Origin of the sequence: uncultured Acetatifactor sp. (assembly GCF_948601915.1) — a bacterium.
GTDB lineage: Bacteria > Bacillota > Clostridia > Lachnospirales > Lachnospiraceae > Acetatifactor.
This window is the reverse complement of record NZ_CAPDXS010000077.1, coordinates 7,422-25,266: the sequence shown is the minus strand read 5'-3', so window position 1 is coordinate 25,266 and position 17,845 is coordinate 7,422. Positions and strand designations below refer to the sequence as shown.

The following is a 17,845-nucleotide window of genomic DNA, read 5'->3' as shown; positions in this document are numbered from 1 at the left end:
GACGAGATACAGCCCGCTCTCCGACTGGACACATGAACAGATGCTGGCATATATCTATTATCACAATCTGGAGATGCCGCCGATTTATGGCTGGAAGAACGGGTATCTCTGCGGCACGCATCCATGGCCGGCACGGCAGTGGACAGGGAATGTAGAAAGCGCCTGGGCGGAGGTCTACGAGATAGATAGTACCATCGTGGCAGAGGCCGCGGCGCATATCCAGAGCGCTAAGGATTTTCTGGATAGCCTGAAATGATTTCGCTATTTGCAGATAGCATATAGGTCATACGTTGCAGACGCTCCTACCAAATCATCTTGGAGGATGCGGACGTGAAAATAATAAAAATGAAGCTGGCCGATTTGGTCAAGCCTGAGAAGAATGTCAGGATACATACAGAGCAGCAGATTAAAGAGTTTCGCCGGAGCGTGGAGATGTTCGGGCAGATCAGGCCGATTGTCGTGGATGAAAAGAATGTCATTCTGGCTGGAAACGGCCTGTATGATACGCTCATTGCTATGGGGAAGGACACGGCGGACGTGTACCGGTATGACAATCTCACGGAAAACCAGAAAAAGAAGCTGATGATTGCTGACAATAAGATTTTCAGCCTGGGGATTGAGAACCTGGATACTCTGAACAGCTTTTTGGAGGATTTGCGGGGGGATCTGGACATCCCGGGGTTCGATGAAGAGATACTGAAGCAGATGGTATCGGAGGCCGAGGATATCACAAGCAAGCTTTCCGAATACGGCACACTTGACGAAGGCGAGATTCAAAGCATTAAGGAAGCGGCAGAGAGAAAGGATCAGCAGATGCATACCGGCCAGAGAGAGCAGCAGATGGAACAGGCTCCGGCCACAGCAGCGCAGCAGGAGCCGACGGCAGATAATGAAGATTCCACCGAGATAAGAAAATTTGCTGTCTGCCCGAAATGCGGGGAAAAGATATGGCTATAAAAAGATGCCTGGCCAGTATTGATGTGGTGGAAGCTGCAAAGATCAGGATTCGGAATGTTTTCCGAAACGGTCTCCCTGTATATATGTCTTTCAGCGGTGGGAAGGACAGCCTTTGCCTGGCTCAGCTGGTAATGGATCTGATACAGATGGGAGAGATTGCCCCGATGCAGCTCATTGTGCAATTTATTGATGAAGAAGCCATTTTCCCATGCATAGAGGAAAAGGTAAGGGAATGGCGGAAGAAATTCATGCTGGTCGGAGCAAAGTTTGAGTGGTTCTGCCTGGAGGTGAAGCACTATAACTGCTTTAATGAATTGTCCAATGACGAAACTTTTATCTGCTGGGACAGATATAAAAAGGATGTCTGGGTAAGGAAGCCGCCATCCTTTGCGATTCGGAGCCACCAGATGCTGCGCCCCCGAGTGGATGCGTATCAAGACTTCCTGCCACGGATAAGCGCCGATGGAATTACGATTACAGGAATCAGGACAGCGGAATCTGTCCAGAGGCTACAAAATGTGGCAACCGCCCTGAGAGCTGGAAAATCCATGACTAACAAGCATCAGGTTTTCCCGATCTACGATTGGAAGGACAATGATGTATGGCTCTATCTTTCGCGGCAAAAAGTGGACATACCTGAAATCTATCTGTTTCTATGGCAGTCCGGCACGAGAAAGGGGCAGTTGAGGGTATCGCAGTTCTTCTCCGTTGACACTGCAAAGAGCCTTGTGAAGATGAATGAGTACTATCCTGACCTGATGGAAAGGATCGTACGGCGGGAACCTAATGCCTATCTGGCAGCCCTATATTGGGATAGTGAGATGTTCGGCAGGAATACAGTTGCCAGGAAGCAGAATGAAAAGGGGGGTGCTGAAAAGGACTATAAGGCGGCTCTTTTGCTGTTGTTTTCTGATATGGATAGGAACTTTCGGACAAAACACAAACGGTATGTGGCTGAAAAGTACCGTAATTTCTTCATGGGCGTATCTGCCATAGCAGATAACAAGGACTGCAAAGCAATCTATGAAGGGCTTTTGTCCGGCGACCCGAAGCTGCGCTCGTTCAGGGCGCTGTACCAGAGGATTTATGGGAAGTATGCTGCGGAAGCCATGAAACAGGAGGGGATGACAAATGGATGATAAGCTATGCGGCCCTCTGTCAACGCTCCAGTGGGTGGACAGGAGGATGGTGAAGCCTAATGACTATAACCCGAATAAAGTGTCAAGGCAGAACCTGGAGCTGCTGAAGCAGTCTATATTGGCCAATGGATGGACATTGCCGATTGTGGTGAGGCCGGACTTTACGATTATTGATGGATTCCACCGGTGGACGGTTGCCGATGAGGAGCCGCTGCGTTCCAGGCTGTGCGGGAAGGTGCCGGTGGTCATTGTGGAGCATAAGGACAAGGCCGGGAACATCTACGGGACAGTTACCCATAATAGGGCGCGAGGCACACATCTGCTGGAGCCCATGAAGGCAATCGTCAAGGAACTGATGGGAGAGGGCAAGTCGGTGGAGGAGATAGGGAAGCAGCTCGGGATGAGGCCGGAGGAAATCTTCCGGCTTTCAGAGTTCTCCAAGGAGGACTTCCTTAAGATGATGGTCAAGCCAGGGGAAGGGTTCTCTAAAGCTGAGTTCATAACGAAGATTTAATGTACTGACAAATAATATTCGTAAAGCGGAACGGAGAGGGAGCGCGTTGCCCCCTCTCTTTTTATGGAAACGAAAACGAATAGAAGAGAGGTGGTGGTATGCCGAGGGCGCCAAGCGACAAAAAGGCAGAAGCGGAGAAGCTGTTCCATAAAGGGATGAAGCTTATTGATATTGCCAAGAAGCTCGATGTTCCGGAGGGGACGATCCGCAGCTGGAAAAACCGGGGGAAATGGGGAACGGAACCCTCAAAAAAGACCAGATGCAACGTTGCGAAAACCGAAGCGGAAGGCAATGCAACGTTGCAAAAAAGGAAGCGGGGCGGACAGCCGGGCAACCGTAACGCCGAGGGCTCGAAGGGAGGAGCGCCACCATACAGGAACAAGAATGCGGAGAAGCATGGGGCATATTCCGGAATATACTGGGATGCGCTGGATGATGAAGAGCGGGATTTGATAGAGAGCATGGAAGATGCCGAGGAAGCGCACCTGATCATGCAGCTGCAGATGTTCTCCCTGAGGGAACGTAGGCTTATGAGGAGCATCAAGCGCTATCGTGAGCTGGAAGCAGAGAACCATGGGTTGGCCGTAAAGGCAGCGTCCAAGACGAAAAAGGTTGAGGATCTGGTTGGTTCTGATGGAGAGAGCATCGGCGAAGGAAAATATAAGAAGGTGACAGAAACCAGCGTTACGCATACAGAGGCTGTCATGAACAGCATAATGGCACTGGAGGCCGAGCTCACCAAGGTGCAGAAGGCTAAGACCAGAGCCATTGAGGCATTGGCAAGGCTCAGGTCAGAGAGCCAGAAGCTGGAAAACGAGGGGGCTGGAAAGGATATCTTAAAAGCCTGGACAGAAAAGATACTGGCGGAAAGGGGGCAGCGGGATGGAAAATGAGGCCTGGCTGGAGGATTTCCTTGACGAAAGCATCCCGTTATGGCAGAGCGACCCGGTTCTGTTCATGCGCGAGGTTCTGCTGTTCGAGCCGGACGACTGGCAGATAAAGGTGGCATATGATTTAAGGGATTATCCGAGGGTGTCCGTCAAGTCTGGACAGGGCGTGGGGAAGACCGGCGAGGAAGCCGCGCTGCTCCTCTGGTTCCTGGTCTGCTTCCCATATCCGCGCATCGTTGCCACGGCTCCCACAAAGCAGCAGCTCCATGACGTGCTGTGGTCGGAGGTGGACAAGTGGATGAACAACTCCCCGCTGCTCCCCATGCTGCTCAGATGGACGAAGACATATGTCTACATGATTGGATATGAGAAGCGCTGGTTCGCGGTGGCCAGGACGGCGACAAAGCCGGAGAACATGCAGGGATTCCACGAGGACAACATGCTCTTCATCGTAGACGAGGCATCCGGCGTGGCGGATCCAATCATGGAGGCAATCACCGGCACGCTGGCCGGAGCCAACAACAAGCTCCTACTGATGGGGAACCCCACGAAGACCAGCGGCACCTTCTATGAGAGCCATACGGTGGATCATGCGCTGTACCGATGCCATACTGTGAACGCGGAGACCAGCGGGCGCACCAATAAAGAGAACATAGAGGCCATGAAGCGGAAGTATGGGGAGAACAGCAATGTGGTCCGTGTCCGTGTATACGGCGAGTTCCCGGAGCAGGAGGACGATGTGTTCATCCCAATCGCGTTCCTGGAGCAGAGCACCAGGACGGAGATGTCGGAGGTTACAGCCAGGGCGTTCGGGAGGTTCCGGGACAGCGCAGGGAACCTCCAGCCAGTGGACGTGAGCGGCGTGGAGCGGATAGAGATAGGATGCGACGTGGCCCGCTATGGCGATGACAAGACCTGCATCGGATACCGGGTGAACGAGGTCGTTCGGTTCTATAAGAAGTACAATGGCAAGGACACGACCTGGACGGCCAGCATGATAGCAAAGCTTTATAAGGAGTTGAAGCAGAGGTTCCAGTTCCAGGGGCAGATTGGCATCAAGGTGGATGACGGCGGTGTCGGCGGCGGTGTCGTCGACCAGCTAAGAAACTGGAAACGGTCTGACCCGGCAGTGTTCGGGGACATGGCCATCTTGGCCGTGAATTTCGGGGTGCCAATCAAGCATAGGCATTATGCGGATTCAACCACCTACATGATGGGGGTGGTAAGGGATCTGATTGCGCCTTATGATGACCATGGGCGGCCCCATGCGCCGGAAGTCATACTGCCGGATGACGGCGACCTTATCGGCCAGCTGTCATGCCGGAAATTCGAGTTCTGCAGCAATGGCAAGCAGAAAGTGGAGAGCAAGCAGGAGATGAAAGACAGAGGGCTATCCTCACCTGATGAAGGGGACTGCGTCCTGCTGGTGTGTCTGCCGATGAGTTATAAAAAGAAAGGAGGCAAGGGCTGATGGGTGAAGGGAAGAGGCCTACGGCGAAGATAGATGTAAAGATAGTGAAATCGTCCGGCATGGATGCACCGACGGTATTCTATGGACAGAAAGTGGAGAAGTCGGACAAGGGAGAGCAGCTGGATTCATCCATGCAGACATCCGCTTCCGACTGGATACCCCATCCGGTGGACATGCGGGGCCTGAAAGCTTTGGTGGACAATTCCACCATCCTTCCCCAGTGCATCAGAGCCTATAAGAGCAATATTGCGGGCTTTGGTATTTCTGTGAGATACGCGGAAGACCATGATGCGGAGATGCCGGAGATGAAAGCGGAGTGGGACGCGCTGCAGAAAATCATCGCGCTGCTCAATATGGACATGCAGACCAAGGAAGTGTTCGAGAACGTCATCCGTGACAGGGAGACCTATGGGATAGCCTACTGCGAGGTCATCAGGAACCAGATGCAGGAGGTGGCGGAGCTGCAGTTCATTGTCGATACGCCCTCCATCGACATGACCTATCCGCTCCGGCCTTATGTGGACATCCAGTATTTCCATAAGGGGGAGGCGGTCGACAGGAAAAAGAAGTTCCGGAAGTTCCGGCAGAACGTAGGCGGCAAGACGGTGTACTTCAAGGAGTTCGGCGATCCCCGCATCATGGACAAGAGGGACGGGAAGTACATGGGCGAGTCGGACGAAGCCATAGGGATAGATGACCAGGCCAACGAGATCATCGAGTTCCGGATTGGGAGCATGCCTTATGGGGAGGTCCGCTGGATAGGCCAGGTGCTGACCGTGGACGGGAACCGGCGGGCGGAGGTGTTGAACAACAGCTATTTCCGGCATGGGCGGCACACGCCCCTCATGATCCTGGTCAAGGGCGGCACGTTGTCGGATTCGGCATTCTCCAAGCTGAGGGAGTACATGGCGGGCATCGAGGGGGAGAGCGGCCAGCATTCCTTTCTGGTGCTGGAGACGGATACGCTGGAGACGACGGCGGCATTCACGAGCCAAGAGAAGCCGGAGGTGGAGATCAAAGACCTTGCCACAATCCTACAGAAAGATGAACTATTCCAGGAGTATCAGGAGAACGGCAGGAAGAAGACCCAGTCCGCATTCCTGCTCCCGGATCTGTATGTTGGATACACCACGGACTTCAACAGGGCGACGGCGCAGACGGCCATGGAGGTCACAGAGAAGCAGGTGTTCCAGCCGGAGAGGGCGTCTCTGGCCTGGGCGGTGAACCAGAAGCTGCTGAATGGCTACGGCTTCCATTATGTGGAGGCGCGGTTCGATGGGCCGGACATCACCAACCCTGATGACATCCAGAAGATGCTGAACATCACAGAGAGAGCCGGAGGCCTGACGCCCAATACGGCGAAGGAGCTCACATATAAAGTGCTGGGGAAGGACGGCTGTGAGGACTATGATGGAGGCTGGGGCGACATCCCGCTGGCATGTTCGAGAACGCTCTCACAGGGGCAGCAGGACAATTCCGGATTCGGGACAATGATTGAACCACCATCGCAGAAAAACGCGCCTACAGGCCAAGATAGCGGGCCTCAGAAAGCAGCCAGAGGGGTTTCGGATGAAGAGATGGAGCAGCTTGACAGCCAGATCCAGAAGGCGGCTGCATATGACGCGGACATCGTGCCGGTCATGCTGGAGATACGGAAGGCGCTGAACGGGTACCGGGAAAAGGCAGGTGGATGACATGCTGGAGCAGCCATTATATTATCGGATGATTGCGGAAGCCGTCATATCCAATGGGGACGGCATACTGGACGCGATAGACCGGTATCTTGCCAAAGCGGATGAAGACATGGCGGATGTGCTGGCAGACGAGGGCTTTGCTGAGGCGGAGGAGACTGTCGAGGCAATTGATTCCTTGCAGGAGGGCGTGGCCGAGGCGCTCCAGGGTCAGACGGAAGCCTTCGTGGCAGCGCTGGAGGACGCGCCGGAGGGCGATTGGGAGAAAGCGCAAGAGAATGTCGCTGAGATGCTGGAGGATGACGACATCGCTGAACGGATTGGGGAGGCGGCTGTGGTGATGTTCGAGTCTGAGATTCCTAAGCTGGCCACGGCCTACATGCAGGAGACAGATGGGGAGCTGGTGGTCGATGCCATACAGAAGAGGACAGAGAGCTGGTTCGCTTCCTGGAGCGCGGAACTTGGGAGGCTGATGCAAATCAGTACCCACAGGGAGATTACCGACCTTTTCAAGCGGACTATGGACGAGGGTGGAAGCATACAGGAGCTGACGCGGAAGATTATGGATGGAGGCTGGCGGAGCGAGTATTATAAGGCCAGGAGGGTGGCCGTTACCGAAGTGCTCCGGGCCCATTCGGTGGCCAGGGAAGAGGCAATCCAGCAGAGCCCATCCACTGACCGGAAGGAGTGGAGGCACACGGGGGCGCATAAGAATAAGCCGCGCCCTAACCATGTGGACATGGATGGCCAGATTGTCCCAAAGAATCAGCCGTTCGTACTGAAAGGGAAGGATGGCAAGACATATAATCCCATGTATCCAAGAGACCCCTGTCTCCCGCCAGGCGAGAGCGTGAACTGCCACTGCGTCCACAGAGGGGTAGCCGCCGATGGTGCCATAGGCATGAGCCTGGAAGAGCGCAGGCGGCTGCAACAGAAATACATAGAGGAGGAGGATGCCGCATGGAAGAAGGAGCTGGATGAGCAGAATAAGGCGAAGGCAGGAATCACTCCATACTCCGCTCTTGAGAACTTCAAGGGGAAGACGCGGGAGGAACAGGTCGAGTACCTGGGAAAGACCAAGATGGCTCTCTATGATGCCGGATTGATCGACAGCGATGAAATGCTGTCGAAAGTCAAGAAGACCTCATTGCAGAAACTGCGGGAAGATGGTATATTTACTGTAAGCGGCTCTGCTTTGAGGCATTCCACGGTGGGGGATTTCACCAACCTAAAAAATCCAAAGAAGCCAGCCGGTAGGGACAATGGCGGCAGGATGAAGGGAGGCGGGCACTCGCAGGCAAATCTAGGCGAGCTTTCAAGCCGGGGGGTTGCGTATAGGATTGAAAAGACATATGACAATGGTGTCCGGATAGGTGGAGTGGAAGGCCATGCTACAAAGGATAAGGGTTTAGGGAAAACAGGGCAGTCATGGTTCCCAGAAGATTGGGACAATGAAAAGGTGCGCGTTGCTGGAACGTATGTTGCGAACAGGCCAGCAGTAACAGAGGAATTAACGGATAAAGCAGGAAATATTATTGGATACCGAAAATTTCAGGAGCATGATGGTGTAACGGTGGGTATATTTGAGGATGCGCATCATAACATTGACACCATATTTCCAGATGCAAAGCAGAGGGAGGTGACGGGTAAATGGTAGATAAAAATGAGGTGGAAAGCCTAGTTAAGTGGTGGGATGAATTGGAGGATACCCAGGGGCTTGATTTTACAAAACTCGTAATTTTTCCTCTTATGGAAGCATTCGGCGATGACGTGGAGGAAATCCTTGCCTACCTGAACGAGATGGATGTGGATGATTTGGATGAGATTGAAGGTTGCTTTGAATATATTTATGGCAAGTTCATGACAGATGAAGTATGGGAAGCCCTTGAAAGACTGGAAGAGAAAATCGACAGGGAGTCCACAAGGATGAAGGAGTTCAGGAAAAGGGAGAGCGAGAGAAAGGCCGAGGCATTGACCGAATGAGCTGCAGGGGATTGGAATAGCATAGAGGACAGAGAGAGGCATCCGGAAAGGGTGCCTTTTTGCTGTGCTTCTTTGGAAGGAGGTATGGGATTATGCCGCGGATTGCGAAAGCATACGCAATTACAGATGCAAAAATCAGCTTTGTGTCCCTGGTGGGCAAGGCTGCGAACAAGAAGCAGTTCCTGATCACCAAATCGGAGGATGGGGCTGCAAATTTCGCCACATTCGGCCGAATCCTGAAGGCAGATGCGGACAGCCACTTTGTGACAGGAATCGTGTATGAGCCTATGGTGGAGGACAGCCAGGGGAACTACATGACCGAGGAGGAGATTACGAAGGCGGCTTACTGGTTCGCCAAGAACGGCAACCAGGTGGACCTGCAGCACTGTTTTGAGAAATGTGACGGTGCTGCCGTGGTGGAGTCCTATGTGGCGAAGTGCGACATGGAGATTGATGGGGAGGGCATCAAAAAAGGCACATGGCTGATGACCATGGAAATCAGCGATGCCGGTGTGTGGGAGTCCATCCAGAAGGGGGAGATTACAGGCTTTTCCATGGGAGGGGTGGGCGTGTACTCGGAGGAGGACGTGACGCTGTCAGTAGAGAAGCAGGAGGGGACCAAGGGTCTGTTCCGGCGGCTGGCCAAGGCAATGGGCTTTGACGTGGTGGAGAAAGGCGCCGTGAAGACCAACTTCCAGCGCAGGGTCAAGGAAGACAACTTCTATTCTGCCTGGTATGCGCTCAGGAGCACGCTGGAAGGGAACTTCTATAATCCGGACACAGGCATGTGGGAGTGGGGCTACAGCTCCGATGAAGACGCCATCCGGGAGGCATTGGAGGATTTCAACGATATCGTCACGCAGCTCCTCACATCGGATGGAAGCATCGTGAAGTCCCTGGAAAAGGCAGCAGGGACAGCCCCGGCATCTGTCCTGAAGCAGGGGAAGAGCCTCAGCGCGAAGAATCTGAATGCCATCAAGGGCATTTATGATACGCTCGGCACATTCCTGGCAGAGTTCCAGGAAGAGCCGGCGGCAGAAACAGACAATGTTCAGAAGGAGGATGTTGGGATGACGACAGAGGAAGTAAAAACAGTAGTGGCCGAAGAGGTGAAGAAGGCCATGGAGCCTGTGGTGAAGCAGTTGGAGGCCCTGGCTCCGGAAGGGGATGGTGGAGGAGATGCCGGCACCGCTGTTGGAGCTGCAGATGCACCTGCCGGGGATGTGGCGCCGAATGCAATCGCTAAGATGGTCGGGGAGGAGATCCGAAAAGCCATGGAGCCTGTGATGAAGGCCTTGGGGCCTGTGATGAAGAGCAGGGCGCTCCCCGGGAACCTCAATGACGCTGCGGGAACCGTCGAGAAGCAGGAGCAGCACTATCTGCATGGCATCATCTAAGAAAAGGAGGAGAAAACATTATGCCGACAAACGCACAGATTATCAAAGACACAATAACAACAGACTCAGTCTCCCATGGAACGCTCACCCCATATCAGGCCAAGAAGTTCCTGGTGCAGACATTCGAGGCGACGCCTTTCCAGAAAGCAATCAGGCATGTGACGAGGACGGAAAAATCAGGTGAGATCGATAAGATTGGCATCGGCCACAGGCTGCTCCGCCCGAAGACCGAGAACGCGTTCGATGGGGTGACCGCAAGCCCCAAATTCGGGGTGGTCAATTATGCCTGTAAAGCGACGAGGCTTGACTGGGACATCACCAACGAGACGCTCAGACAGAACATCGAGGGGGAGAACATGGACGGGATTGTGACCAACCTCATGACCTCACAGGTCGGTGTCGATTCCGAGGATCTCCTGCTCAATGGGGAGGAAAAGGCAGCCGCAGCAGAGGTGTTCTCTGCTAGTAAGACATATGCGGCCGGAGATTGCGTCATAGAAGCCGGCAGCCTTTACGTCTTCATGTCGAACCATACTGCGGGGGCCTGGAATGCCGCAGAGGCTGTACGGATTGGAGACGCGGCAGATAAGGTGTTTCTCGGCCAGAACGATGGTATAATCAAGATGCTCGGAAATGGCCATATCATCGATGTCTCTGGAGCAAAGGAGATGGAGCTTGACATGTTCTACAAGGCGGTGGCCTCCCTGCCCCCCAGGTTCAACGATGGGACGCTCCGCTGGATGATGAGCCCCACAAGGGCACAGCAGTGGGAGATGTTCCTGCTCAATAAAGTCATCAATGCAGGGGGCGCGGTGCCTGAGAGCTTATATAAGAGCCCTGTGGGCATCCCTTCCATGGGCGTCCCGATGATGCCGGATAATACGGTCATCCTCTCCAACCCGAAGAACTTCGTCCAGGTCAATACATACACGATGAAGATTAAGAAGGACGAGACATCCGTACAGGCAATCAGGGAGGATAAGAAGTACTATGTCGTCCATTTCGACTTTGATGCAATCATCGAGGAGCTTGAGGCGGCAGCCATCATCATGAACCTTCCTCCGCTGCTCACGGAACTTGCATAGGAGGGGTGCCATTATGAAGAAGATATGCTTGAAATCGGGGCTATCCTATGCCGCAAAGGGGTTCTCATGTATCAAGGGAATCCCTGTAGATGTTGAAGATGATGTCGCTGAGAAACTTATGGGAACAGGGCGGTTCGAGATAGCGGACGAGGGACTGGAGGCTTCTGAGCCTACGGATGGTGGTTCTGCACCTGCTGATATAAGGTCTATGAAGAAGGACGAGCTGATTGCGTTTGCCGAGGCTCATGGCATCGACATTGAGGGCTGTAATAACAATGGCGAGAGGGTTTCGCGAATTCAGGACGCGCTTGATGTAATGGGCTTTGCGCAGGCAGATTATGAAGAAGAATCAGGGGGAGAGCATGAAGAGGCCTTGGATTGAACCGCAGCAGATTCGGGAGTACACATCATCTCCGAAGGTAGAAGCCAGAACCGACAGCCAGCTGGCCTATGACATAGCCAGGGCAGAGCGGTATGTGATCTTCCATACACACAATAGGTTTGAAGCAGAGGAATATGAGAGCAGGCTGCCATCGGATGTGACGATGGCAGTCATCCTTTTGGCGGAGGCCTATGCGAAGCAGGCCATCACGCAGAAGGAAGGGGCGCTGAGTTCGGAGACCTTCGATGACTATTCCTATACCGTTGACACAGAGACGGACATTGCGGACAGCCTGGGGCTCGGCATGATGCTGGCGGAATATGTCCTACCGGAAGACAGCGGGAAAGTGGCCATGAATCTGCGGAAGCTGTAGGAGGTGCCTATGTCGTTTGAGAACCTGTTGGATCAAAGATGCGCCATATACCATATGAAGAAGGAGGAGAAGAGCCTGGGGTATGGGATAGCCGGGGAGACATCTGTCTATCCGGAGGAGCCAGACGTGGCTGATGTCCCATGCCATTTCAATGTGTCGGACACAGGGACGCTGAACCAGACAGAGGATGCCAACGAATACACGACGGTCGGCAAGCTGAACCTGCCGTATGGGACCGATGTCCGGGTGAACGACAAAATCTACGACCTTGGCAGCGGAATTGCCTATTATGCGGAGATTCCGAGGAATATCCGGAATCATCACATAACCGTGCAGGTGCAGCGGAAAGGGAAGGTGAAAGGGGCGATTTAGTGGCTGGGAAGTATGTGAGTGTGGACACCACGGAATTGAGGAAGTTCGTCGAGAAGATGGAGCGGGCTGGTCGAGGAGGGGGATTCAAAAAGGAACTGAATCGGTTCCTGGATTCCCTGGGGGTAGATTTTCTTTCTCATGTGCAGGATGCAATCATACGGGCAGAGTCGGTGGACACACGATTGTTATTGAACAGTTTCCAGAAAGGCGAAAATGGCAATGTCTTTATTGCCCAGGAGGGTGCTCTGCAGATAGAAGTAGGCACCAATGTGGGATACGCATCCTATGTGAACGACGGCCACTGGCTGAATCCGAAAGGCGTCAGCACACGGTGGGTTCCAGGGCATTGGACAGGACCGCCCGAGGACAAGGATGCAAGATTCATTTATGAGCCGGGTGCAAAGACCGGGATGCTGCTGAAGCAGAAATGGATAGAAGGCAGCCACTATTTTGACGAAGCGGTCAGGCTCATGGAAAGGATTGCACCTATGTACATGGAAGAGAAGATGCAGGAATGGCTGGAAAAGTATTTTTCCGATTTCTTATAAGTCTGTGAGGTGGGAATATGCTGGAATTTGAAATCGCTGCAATCTACTATTTCGTGGCCGGCATCATCACAGCACAGCCGTATTTCGAGGAAGTGCCGCTGGACATGCTGACCCCATGCGTGTTTTATCCGACTCCGAGCTCGACCGCGGCAGAGCTTTCTACAAATGCCTATAAGACCGAATTCGCCATGTACATCAAATTCATGGATCATGACACGCTGGCTGCCTATGGGCTGGCCGAGAGAGTGCTGCAGGCAATCATGGGAAAACGGAGGAAGATACCGCTGGTGGATGAAGCTGGAAAGCAGACTGGCAAGCACTTCCGGGTGAACATGCCGAAGCTGAAAAGGATCGAGAACGGGGTGTACCAGATGGAGCTGTCATGGGACCGACATACCCGGTATGATGCCAGGGAGGTCGCGCTCGCCAGGGACATCTTCATGAATGGACTGCCGATAGGGAAGGAGGGGCGACATGCCTAAAGGAAAGGATGCCGATAAGAATGCGGCGAACCAGGCGGCAGAAGAGCCGGTAAAATCTTCTGGGGTAGGGGAACGGAAGTTCCCATATGAGGTGCTGAAGGCGAACTGCATGAAGCTGTTCCATGTGACGTCCAGCACGTTCATCGGGGCGACAGCCGGGAAGGAAAAAGGGAAGTACAGCGTCCCGGAGATGAAGGCCATGGTGGATTCATGGCTGAAGAAATCCATAAAGAAGGAGGCAAGGAAGTAATGGCTGGTGGAAATTTTGACATCAACGTGGGCAAGGTCAGGCCTGGCAGCTATATCAATGTGAAGTCCAAGAAGCAGCAGAAAGCGAGGGGCTCTACCCGTGGCATTGCCGTGATTCCCTTTGTCGGGTATGACTGGGGGCCGAATGGGGAGTTTATCAAGCTTTCCGTGGATTCCCCGGATGCCTATCTGCATAAGCTGGGCAGAAGCGTCTATGATGCGGATGACTTTATGCTGATGGTGCGCGAGATTTTCAAGAATGCGGTCACCTGCTATGTCTATGTCATCAATACGGGCACTGCGGCAGAGAAGGAGACAGCGGACGGGCTGACGGTGACTGCGGCATATCCTGGTACCAGAGGGAATGACATCTCTGTCGTATCCTCTGAGAACGTGCTCGGCGGCTTTGATGTCACGGTCTATATGGGCACGGAGAAGGTGGAGGTCTATGAAGGGGTGAAGACCTTCAGGGATCTGATTGCGGCATCCGTAGGAAAATATGTCACATTCAAGACAGTTTCTGGAGAAACGGAGCTGAGTGCGTTCGCGTCCCTGCGGCTGGAGGGCGGGGACAATGGGACGGCGGAGAACTCCGCAGTCACGGAATTCCTGGACAAGGTGGAGAAGATCCGCTGGAATACCATGTGCTTCCCGGTCACAGAAGATACGCTGCAGGCCGTGTGCATCGCCAAGATCAAGATGCTCCGGGACAGCGTGGGGAAATATGTGCAGGCAGTCCTGCCCAACTGCAAGGCGGACTATGAGGGCATCATCAACGTGACGAATTCTGTGGTCCTGGACAATGGCACTGCGGATGGACAGCCGCTCACGATTGCCCAGGCATGCGCATGGGTGGCAGGGGCGACGGCCGGGGCTTCCAAAATCCAGTCAAATACAGGCGTGGAGTACACGGGGGCAATCGATATCATCGGCGTAAAGTCCAATGAGGAGGCGGTCGAGGCGATCCGGAACGGGGAGTTCTTCTTTTCGCGTTCCGATGAGGACAGGGTCGTGGTGGAATATGACATCAACTCCCTGCACAGCTTCACCACGGAAAAGACCTTCGACTATGCGAAGAACCGCGTCATCCGTGTGTATGATTCCTTTGCGGAGCTGCTGCGGCTGACGTTTCCGCCGAACAAGTTCAACAATGGCCCGGACGGATGGCTCATCATGGAGGGGATCGGCCGGGGGCTGCTCAATTCCTATGGCCCGGTATCAGGCGGCGGGGACGGCTCGATTATGGACATCAACCTGGAGGAGGACTTTTATGTCGACCAGAGCCGCAGCCAGGGGGACGAGACATATTTCAAAGTGGGCCTGCATGCGGTGGACTCCGCGGAGAAGCTGTACTTTTCGATTTCCACACGATAGGAAGGGAGGTGTAAGGCATGTCAGAGAATATCAAGCCGCTCAGCGCCGTGGAAGGCAAGGCGTATATCAATGGCGTAGAGGTGATGGACTCTGTGAAGATGACGATACGGTTCGTGCCCAAGGTGGCGAACTACCGCATTGTCGGGAAGAAGGGGACGCATCGGCGCTGGGTCGGTTACGACATCACCGGCACGCTAGATGAATACAAGACCACGGCACGGTATGAAAGGATTGTAAAAGATTATATTTCCAACGGGAGGACACCGGAGTTCACGTTCCAGGGGATCCGCACGGATCCGGATTCGGACTACTATGAGACGGTAGGAAGCGAATCGGTGACTGTGACCGGTGCCGTAATCACTGGCGAGATCCCGCTTCTGGATATCGATACGGATGGAGAGCTGGTCAAGGAATCCATTGCGTTCGGTGCGAGGAACGTGGTCTGAGCAGGGGGCAAGGCGGGCTTTGTGTGCCCTGCCCTGCTTGTTTTTGGTCAACCCATAATGGGCTTTAAAACGTGCTACAGGCCAAGATAGAGGCCTGTAGCAGCAAATCAGGAGGATGCGCTATGGCGAACAAGAATCTAAAGTATTTCATGAGGGAGGAATCCAAGCAGGAGCAGGTCTTCCAGGTTCCGGCGCCTGCCCGGTTCGTGGATGAAAAGGGCGAGGTGGTGCAGATGGAGGTCAAAAAGCTGCATAATGACGCCATCGCCAGGATCAACGATATGTATAAATCCCGGACTCCCATGAAGGATAAAAAGGGGAATTACATAGTTCAGAATGGAGAGGTGGTCTTCAGGACTGAAAAGGACAGCGTGAAAGCCACACGCCACATCATCGTGGAGGCTCTGGTCTATCCGGATTTGAAGGATTCCGAGCTTATGAAGTATTATGACTGTGTTGATATTACCGATATGCCGCTGAAGGTCTTTCCGGACAATGACGAGCTTGGGTATGTGACCAGAAAGGTTCTGGAGATTCTGGGGCTGACGGATGCGGCAGAGAGCAACGAGCAGGAGGTAGAGGACGCAAAAAACTGATAAAGAGCAGGGGGACAGATGGCTATTGGGCACACCGCCTGTGGCAAAGGCATAATCTCCGCCCGGAGGAATTTGACGCCATGCCACAGAAAACGAAGTGCTTTTATATCGCGTCTGAAATGATTGAGGATGAATCCCCCTGCCGCAGGGATTCCCTGTATCGTAAAACGGAAAGGAGGCGGTAGGCATGGCAGGGGTATCTGTAGTATTTAAGGCTATCGATGACATAAGCTCAAGGTTCGACACCATGACAGCGGCTGGCGCGAAGGCGCTGGATTCCTTTGACCGGATGGAGGCTGCCGCCGATTCTTCTTATGATGCGATTTCGGAAGGGGCGGCCGGGGCTGCGGATGCCATGGAGCGGGCGGCCTCTGCCACGGATTTCTGTACAGACAGGATTGGCAATTACGACCAGGAAGCCGTGCAGGCCGCATATTCCACAGAGGAACTCGGGAAAATGGGCTATATATCGGAGGAGGCTTTAGGCCATTTGGGGGATGCTTTGGATGGGGCATCAGATAAACTGGGGGACTTTGGAGATAAGGCCGAGGATGCTGGAGATGATGCGGAGAATTTTGGGGAGCAGTCACAGAATGCAGTCGAAGGGTTGGATAAGCTGCTGGCCACTGTCGGTATTGTTACAGCGTTGTCAGCAATCGGCAGCGCTTTTATGGGCTGCTCCCAGGCAGCGGCGGAGTTTGAGACGAATGTGGCCATGGTGTCCACTGTCGCCGACACGGCAGTCCTGTCTGCCGGGGAGCTGTCCGCACAGATATCGATGCTGTCAATGGATATGTCCAGGAACGTGAACGAGCTGGCGGATGCGAGCTATAATGCCATCTCCGCAGGAGTGGCGACAGAGGATGCAGTGGAGACTGTAGGAGAAGCTGCAAAGCTGGCCACTGCCGGATTTACCTCTTCTTCCTCCGCGCTGTCTGTGCTGACGACAACGCTGAATGCATATGGGCTGGAAGCTTCTGAAGTTGCCAATATTTCCGACAGCCTGGTCGCTTCCCAGAACCTAGGTGTCCTGACAATAGACCAGATGGCAAGCAGCATGGGAAAGGCCATCAGCACAGCATCGGCATACTCGGTGGATCTCTATAACCTGGAATCGGGCTATATCAGCCTGACAAAGGCCGGCATCAGCGTGGAGGAGTCCACCACATATATCTCCAGCATGTTCAATGAGCTTGGGAGTGCCAGCTCCGATGTGGCGACTATCATCACCGAGGAGACCGGAAAGTCTTTCGGGCAGCTAATGAAAGACGGATACAGCCTGGCGGACGTGCTGGACATCATATATGAGAGTGCTGGCCGGGATGGAGAGGCGATGATGAACCTGTGGGGCAGCGCTGAGGCCGGGAAGGCGGCAAATGCCATCATCAATCAGGGGCTGGACACCTTCAACTCCAATCTGGAGAAGCTGGCGAATTCCACTGGGACTACCCAGGCGGCATACGAGGCAATGACAGATACCACCGCTTACAGCACGGAGAGGATGGAGAACAGCTTCAACAATCTGTCCATTGCTATCGGTGATGACCTGAACCCGGTGATAAGCCGATTCCAGAATGGGATTGCAGATGTTACGGACGGATTTACGGAGCTTGTCAATGAACATCCAGCCATTGCTGCGGTACTGACTGGCGTTGCCGTTGGTGTGGGGGCTGTCACCCTGGCCATAACTGCGTATATCGCCGTCACGAAGGTCGCAGCGGTGGCGAGCGCAGCACTTGGAGCCACTATGACAGCGGCGCTTGGGCCCATTATGCTTGTCGTGGGGGCGATAGCTGCCGTTACGGCAGCAGTCATTTATATGGCAAATGCCGAAGATGAAGCGGAAAAGGCGCAGGCTTCTCTGACAGCATCTTCCCAGAGATCGGAAGAGCACAC

20 protein-coding genes and 1 pseudogene are annotated in these 17,845 nt (G+C 53.8%); all 21 read left to right on the top strand.

Annotated elements, in window-relative coordinates:
- A pseudogene (locus Q2B33_RS14045) lies at positions 1-256 on the top strand (hypothetical protein); the annotation flags it as partial.
- A 74-nt stretch (positions 257-330) separates the two neighbouring features.
- Positions 331-957, top strand: coding sequence for a ParB/Srx family N-terminal domain-containing protein (locus tag Q2B33_RS14040; RefSeq protein ID WP_300781962.1), 627 nt, complete (start codon positions 331-333; stop codon positions 955-957).
- Positions 933-2,096: a phosphoadenosine phosphosulfate reductase family protein gene (locus Q2B33_RS14035; RefSeq protein WP_330688132.1), complete on the top strand. Its 1,164-nt coding sequence runs from the start codon at positions 933-935 to the stop codon at positions 2,094-2,096. The genes Q2B33_RS14040 and Q2B33_RS14035 overlap by 25 nt, the downstream gene beginning before the upstream one ends.
- Positions 2,089-2,610, top strand: coding sequence for a ParB N-terminal domain-containing protein (locus Q2B33_RS14030; RefSeq protein ID WP_300781958.1), 522 nt, complete (start codon positions 2,089-2,091; stop codon positions 2,608-2,610). The genes Q2B33_RS14035 and Q2B33_RS14030 overlap by 8 nt, the downstream gene beginning before the upstream one ends.
- A 98-nt stretch (positions 2,611-2,708) precedes the next feature.
- Positions 2,709-3,503 carry a phage terminase small subunit gene (gene terS, locus Q2B33_RS14025; protein ID WP_300781955.1) on the top strand — a complete coding sequence of 265 codons (795 nt, stop codon included), beginning with the start codon at positions 2,709-2,711 and terminating at the stop codon, positions 3,501-3,503.
- Positions 3,493-4,971, top strand: a complete 1,479-nt coding sequence (locus Q2B33_RS14020) for a terminase B (RefSeq protein WP_300781953.1) — start codon at positions 3,493-3,495, stop codon at positions 4,969-4,971. Before terS ends, Q2B33_RS14020 begins: the two co-directional genes overlap by 11 nt.
- Positions 4,971-6,665 carry a phage portal protein gene (locus Q2B33_RS14015; protein WP_300781951.1) on the top strand — a complete coding sequence of 565 codons (1,695 nt, stop codon included), beginning with the start codon at positions 4,971-4,973 and terminating at the stop codon, positions 6,663-6,665. Before Q2B33_RS14020 ends, Q2B33_RS14015 begins: the two co-directional genes overlap by 1 nt.
- 109 nt (positions 6,666-6,774) lie before the next feature.
- Entirely contained in the window at positions 6,775-8,319 is a 1,545-nt protein-coding gene (locus Q2B33_RS14010) for an EndoU domain-containing protein (RefSeq protein ID WP_300815114.1), read from the top strand.
- The gene (locus tag Q2B33_RS14005) at positions 8,313-8,645 is read left to right on the top strand and encodes a hypothetical protein (RefSeq protein WP_300781947.1); all 333 of its coding nucleotides are present in this window, start codon (positions 8,313-8,315) and stop codon (positions 8,643-8,645) included. Before Q2B33_RS14010 ends, Q2B33_RS14005 begins: the two co-directional genes overlap by 7 nt.
- A gap of 92 nt (positions 8,646-8,737) precedes the next feature.
- Positions 8,738-10,042 carry an XkdF-like putative serine protease domain-containing protein gene (locus Q2B33_RS14000; protein WP_300781944.1) on the top strand — a complete coding sequence of 435 codons (1,305 nt, stop codon included), beginning with the start codon at positions 8,738-8,740 and terminating at the stop codon, positions 10,040-10,042.
- A 20-nt stretch (positions 10,043-10,062) separates the two neighbouring features.
- Entirely contained in the window at positions 10,063-11,127 is a 1,065-nt protein-coding gene (locus Q2B33_RS13995; protein WP_300781941.1) for a hypothetical protein, read from the top strand.
- Positions 11,128-11,140: 13 nt separating this feature from the next.
- On the top strand, positions 11,141-11,509 hold the full coding sequence (locus Q2B33_RS13990) for a hypothetical protein (protein ID WP_300781938.1): 369 nt from the start codon (positions 11,141-11,143) through the stop codon (positions 11,507-11,509).
- Positions 11,466-11,882, top strand: coding sequence for a DUF3199 family protein (locus Q2B33_RS13985; RefSeq protein ID WP_300781936.1), 417 nt, complete (start codon positions 11,466-11,468; stop codon positions 11,880-11,882). Before Q2B33_RS13990 ends, Q2B33_RS13985 begins: the two co-directional genes overlap by 44 nt.
- 9 nt (positions 11,883-11,891) lie before the next feature.
- Positions 11,892-12,254, top strand: a complete 363-nt coding sequence (locus tag Q2B33_RS13980) for a DUF3599 family protein (protein ID WP_300680189.1) — start codon at positions 11,892-11,894, stop codon at positions 12,252-12,254.
- Positions 12,254-12,802: an HK97 gp10 family phage protein gene (locus tag Q2B33_RS13975; RefSeq protein WP_300680186.1), complete on the top strand. Its 549-nt coding sequence runs from the start codon at positions 12,254-12,256 to the stop codon at positions 12,800-12,802. Before Q2B33_RS13980 ends, Q2B33_RS13975 begins: the two co-directional genes overlap by 1 nt.
- A 17-nt stretch (positions 12,803-12,819) precedes the next feature.
- Positions 12,820-13,284, top strand: a complete 465-nt coding sequence (locus Q2B33_RS13970) for a hypothetical protein (protein WP_300680183.1) — start codon at positions 12,820-12,822, stop codon at positions 13,282-13,284.
- Positions 13,277-13,534, top strand: a complete 258-nt coding sequence (locus Q2B33_RS13965) for a hypothetical protein (protein WP_300781932.1) — start codon at positions 13,277-13,279, stop codon at positions 13,532-13,534. Before Q2B33_RS13970 ends, Q2B33_RS13965 begins: the two co-directional genes overlap by 8 nt.
- Entirely contained in the window at positions 13,534-14,907 is a 1,374-nt protein-coding gene (locus Q2B33_RS13960; protein ID WP_300781929.1) for a phage tail sheath subtilisin-like domain-containing protein, read from the top strand. Before Q2B33_RS13965 ends, Q2B33_RS13960 begins: the two co-directional genes overlap by 1 nt.
- A gap of 17 nt (positions 14,908-14,924) precedes the next feature.
- Positions 14,925-15,353 carry a phage tail tube protein gene (locus Q2B33_RS13955; protein ID WP_300663094.1) on the top strand — a complete coding sequence of 143 codons (429 nt, stop codon included), beginning with the start codon at positions 14,925-14,927 and terminating at the stop codon, positions 15,351-15,353.
- Between the two features lie 122 nt (positions 15,354-15,475).
- Positions 15,476-15,949, top strand: coding sequence for a hypothetical protein (locus Q2B33_RS13950; RefSeq protein WP_300781926.1), 474 nt, complete (start codon positions 15,476-15,478; stop codon positions 15,947-15,949).
- Between the two features lie 187 nt (positions 15,950-16,136).
- Positions 16,137-17,845 (top strand): phage tail tape measure protein (locus tag Q2B33_RS13945; RefSeq protein WP_300914078.1); only part of this gene is annotated, 1,709 nt, incomplete at its 3' end.

Bases quoted from the DNA above. Each gene is read 5' to 3' on its own strand.
- Q2B33_RS13985 (WP_300781936.1), top strand. From the start codon at position 11,466: ATGAAGAAGAATCAGGGGGAGAGCATGAAGAGGCCTTGGATTGAACCG.
- Q2B33_RS14035 (WP_330688132.1), top strand. From the start codon at position 933: ATGCGGGGAAAAGATATGGCTATAAAAAGATGCCTGGCCAGTATTGAT.
- Q2B33_RS13980 (WP_300680189.1), top strand. From the start codon at position 11,892: ATGTCGTTTGAGAACCTGTTGGATCAAAGATGCGCCATATACCATATG.
- Q2B33_RS14030 (WP_300781958.1), top strand. From the start codon at position 2,089: ATGGATGATAAGCTATGCGGCCCTCTGTCAACGCTCCAGTGGGTGGAC.
- Q2B33_RS13950 (WP_300781926.1), top strand. From the start codon at position 15,476: ATGGCGAACAAGAATCTAAAGTATTTCATGAGGGAGGAATCCAAGCAG.
- Q2B33_RS14020 (WP_300781953.1), top strand. From the start codon at position 3,493: ATGGAAAATGAGGCCTGGCTGGAGGATTTCCTTGACGAAAGCATCCCG.
- Q2B33_RS13955 (WP_300663094.1), top strand. From the start codon at position 14,925: ATGTCAGAGAATATCAAGCCGCTCAGCGCCGTGGAAGGCAAGGCGTAT.
- Q2B33_RS13990 (WP_300781938.1), top strand. From the start codon at position 11,141: ATGAAGAAGATATGCTTGAAATCGGGGCTATCCTATGCCGCAAAGGGG.
- Q2B33_RS13965 (WP_300781932.1), top strand. From the start codon at position 13,277: ATGCCTAAAGGAAAGGATGCCGATAAGAATGCGGCGAACCAGGCGGCA.
- Q2B33_RS14000 (WP_300781944.1), top strand. From the start codon at position 8,738: ATGCCGCGGATTGCGAAAGCATACGCAATTACAGATGCAAAAATCAGC.
- Q2B33_RS14010 (WP_300815114.1), top strand. From the start codon at position 6,775: ATGGCGGATGTGCTGGCAGACGAGGGCTTTGCTGAGGCGGAGGAGACT.
- Q2B33_RS13960 (WP_300781929.1), top strand. From the start codon at position 13,534: ATGGCTGGTGGAAATTTTGACATCAACGTGGGCAAGGTCAGGCCTGGC.
- Q2B33_RS13970 (WP_300680183.1), top strand. From the start codon at position 12,820: ATGCTGGAATTTGAAATCGCTGCAATCTACTATTTCGTGGCCGGCATC.
- Q2B33_RS14015 (WP_300781951.1), top strand. From the start codon at position 4,971: ATGGGTGAAGGGAAGAGGCCTACGGCGAAGATAGATGTAAAGATAGTG.
- Q2B33_RS14005 (WP_300781947.1), top strand. From the start codon at position 8,313: ATGGTAGATAAAAATGAGGTGGAAAGCCTAGTTAAGTGGTGGGATGAA.
- Q2B33_RS13995 (WP_300781941.1), top strand. From the start codon at position 10,063: ATGCCGACAAACGCACAGATTATCAAAGACACAATAACAACAGACTCA.
- terS (WP_300781955.1), top strand. From the start codon at position 2,709: ATGCCGAGGGCGCCAAGCGACAAAAAGGCAGAAGCGGAGAAGCTGTTC.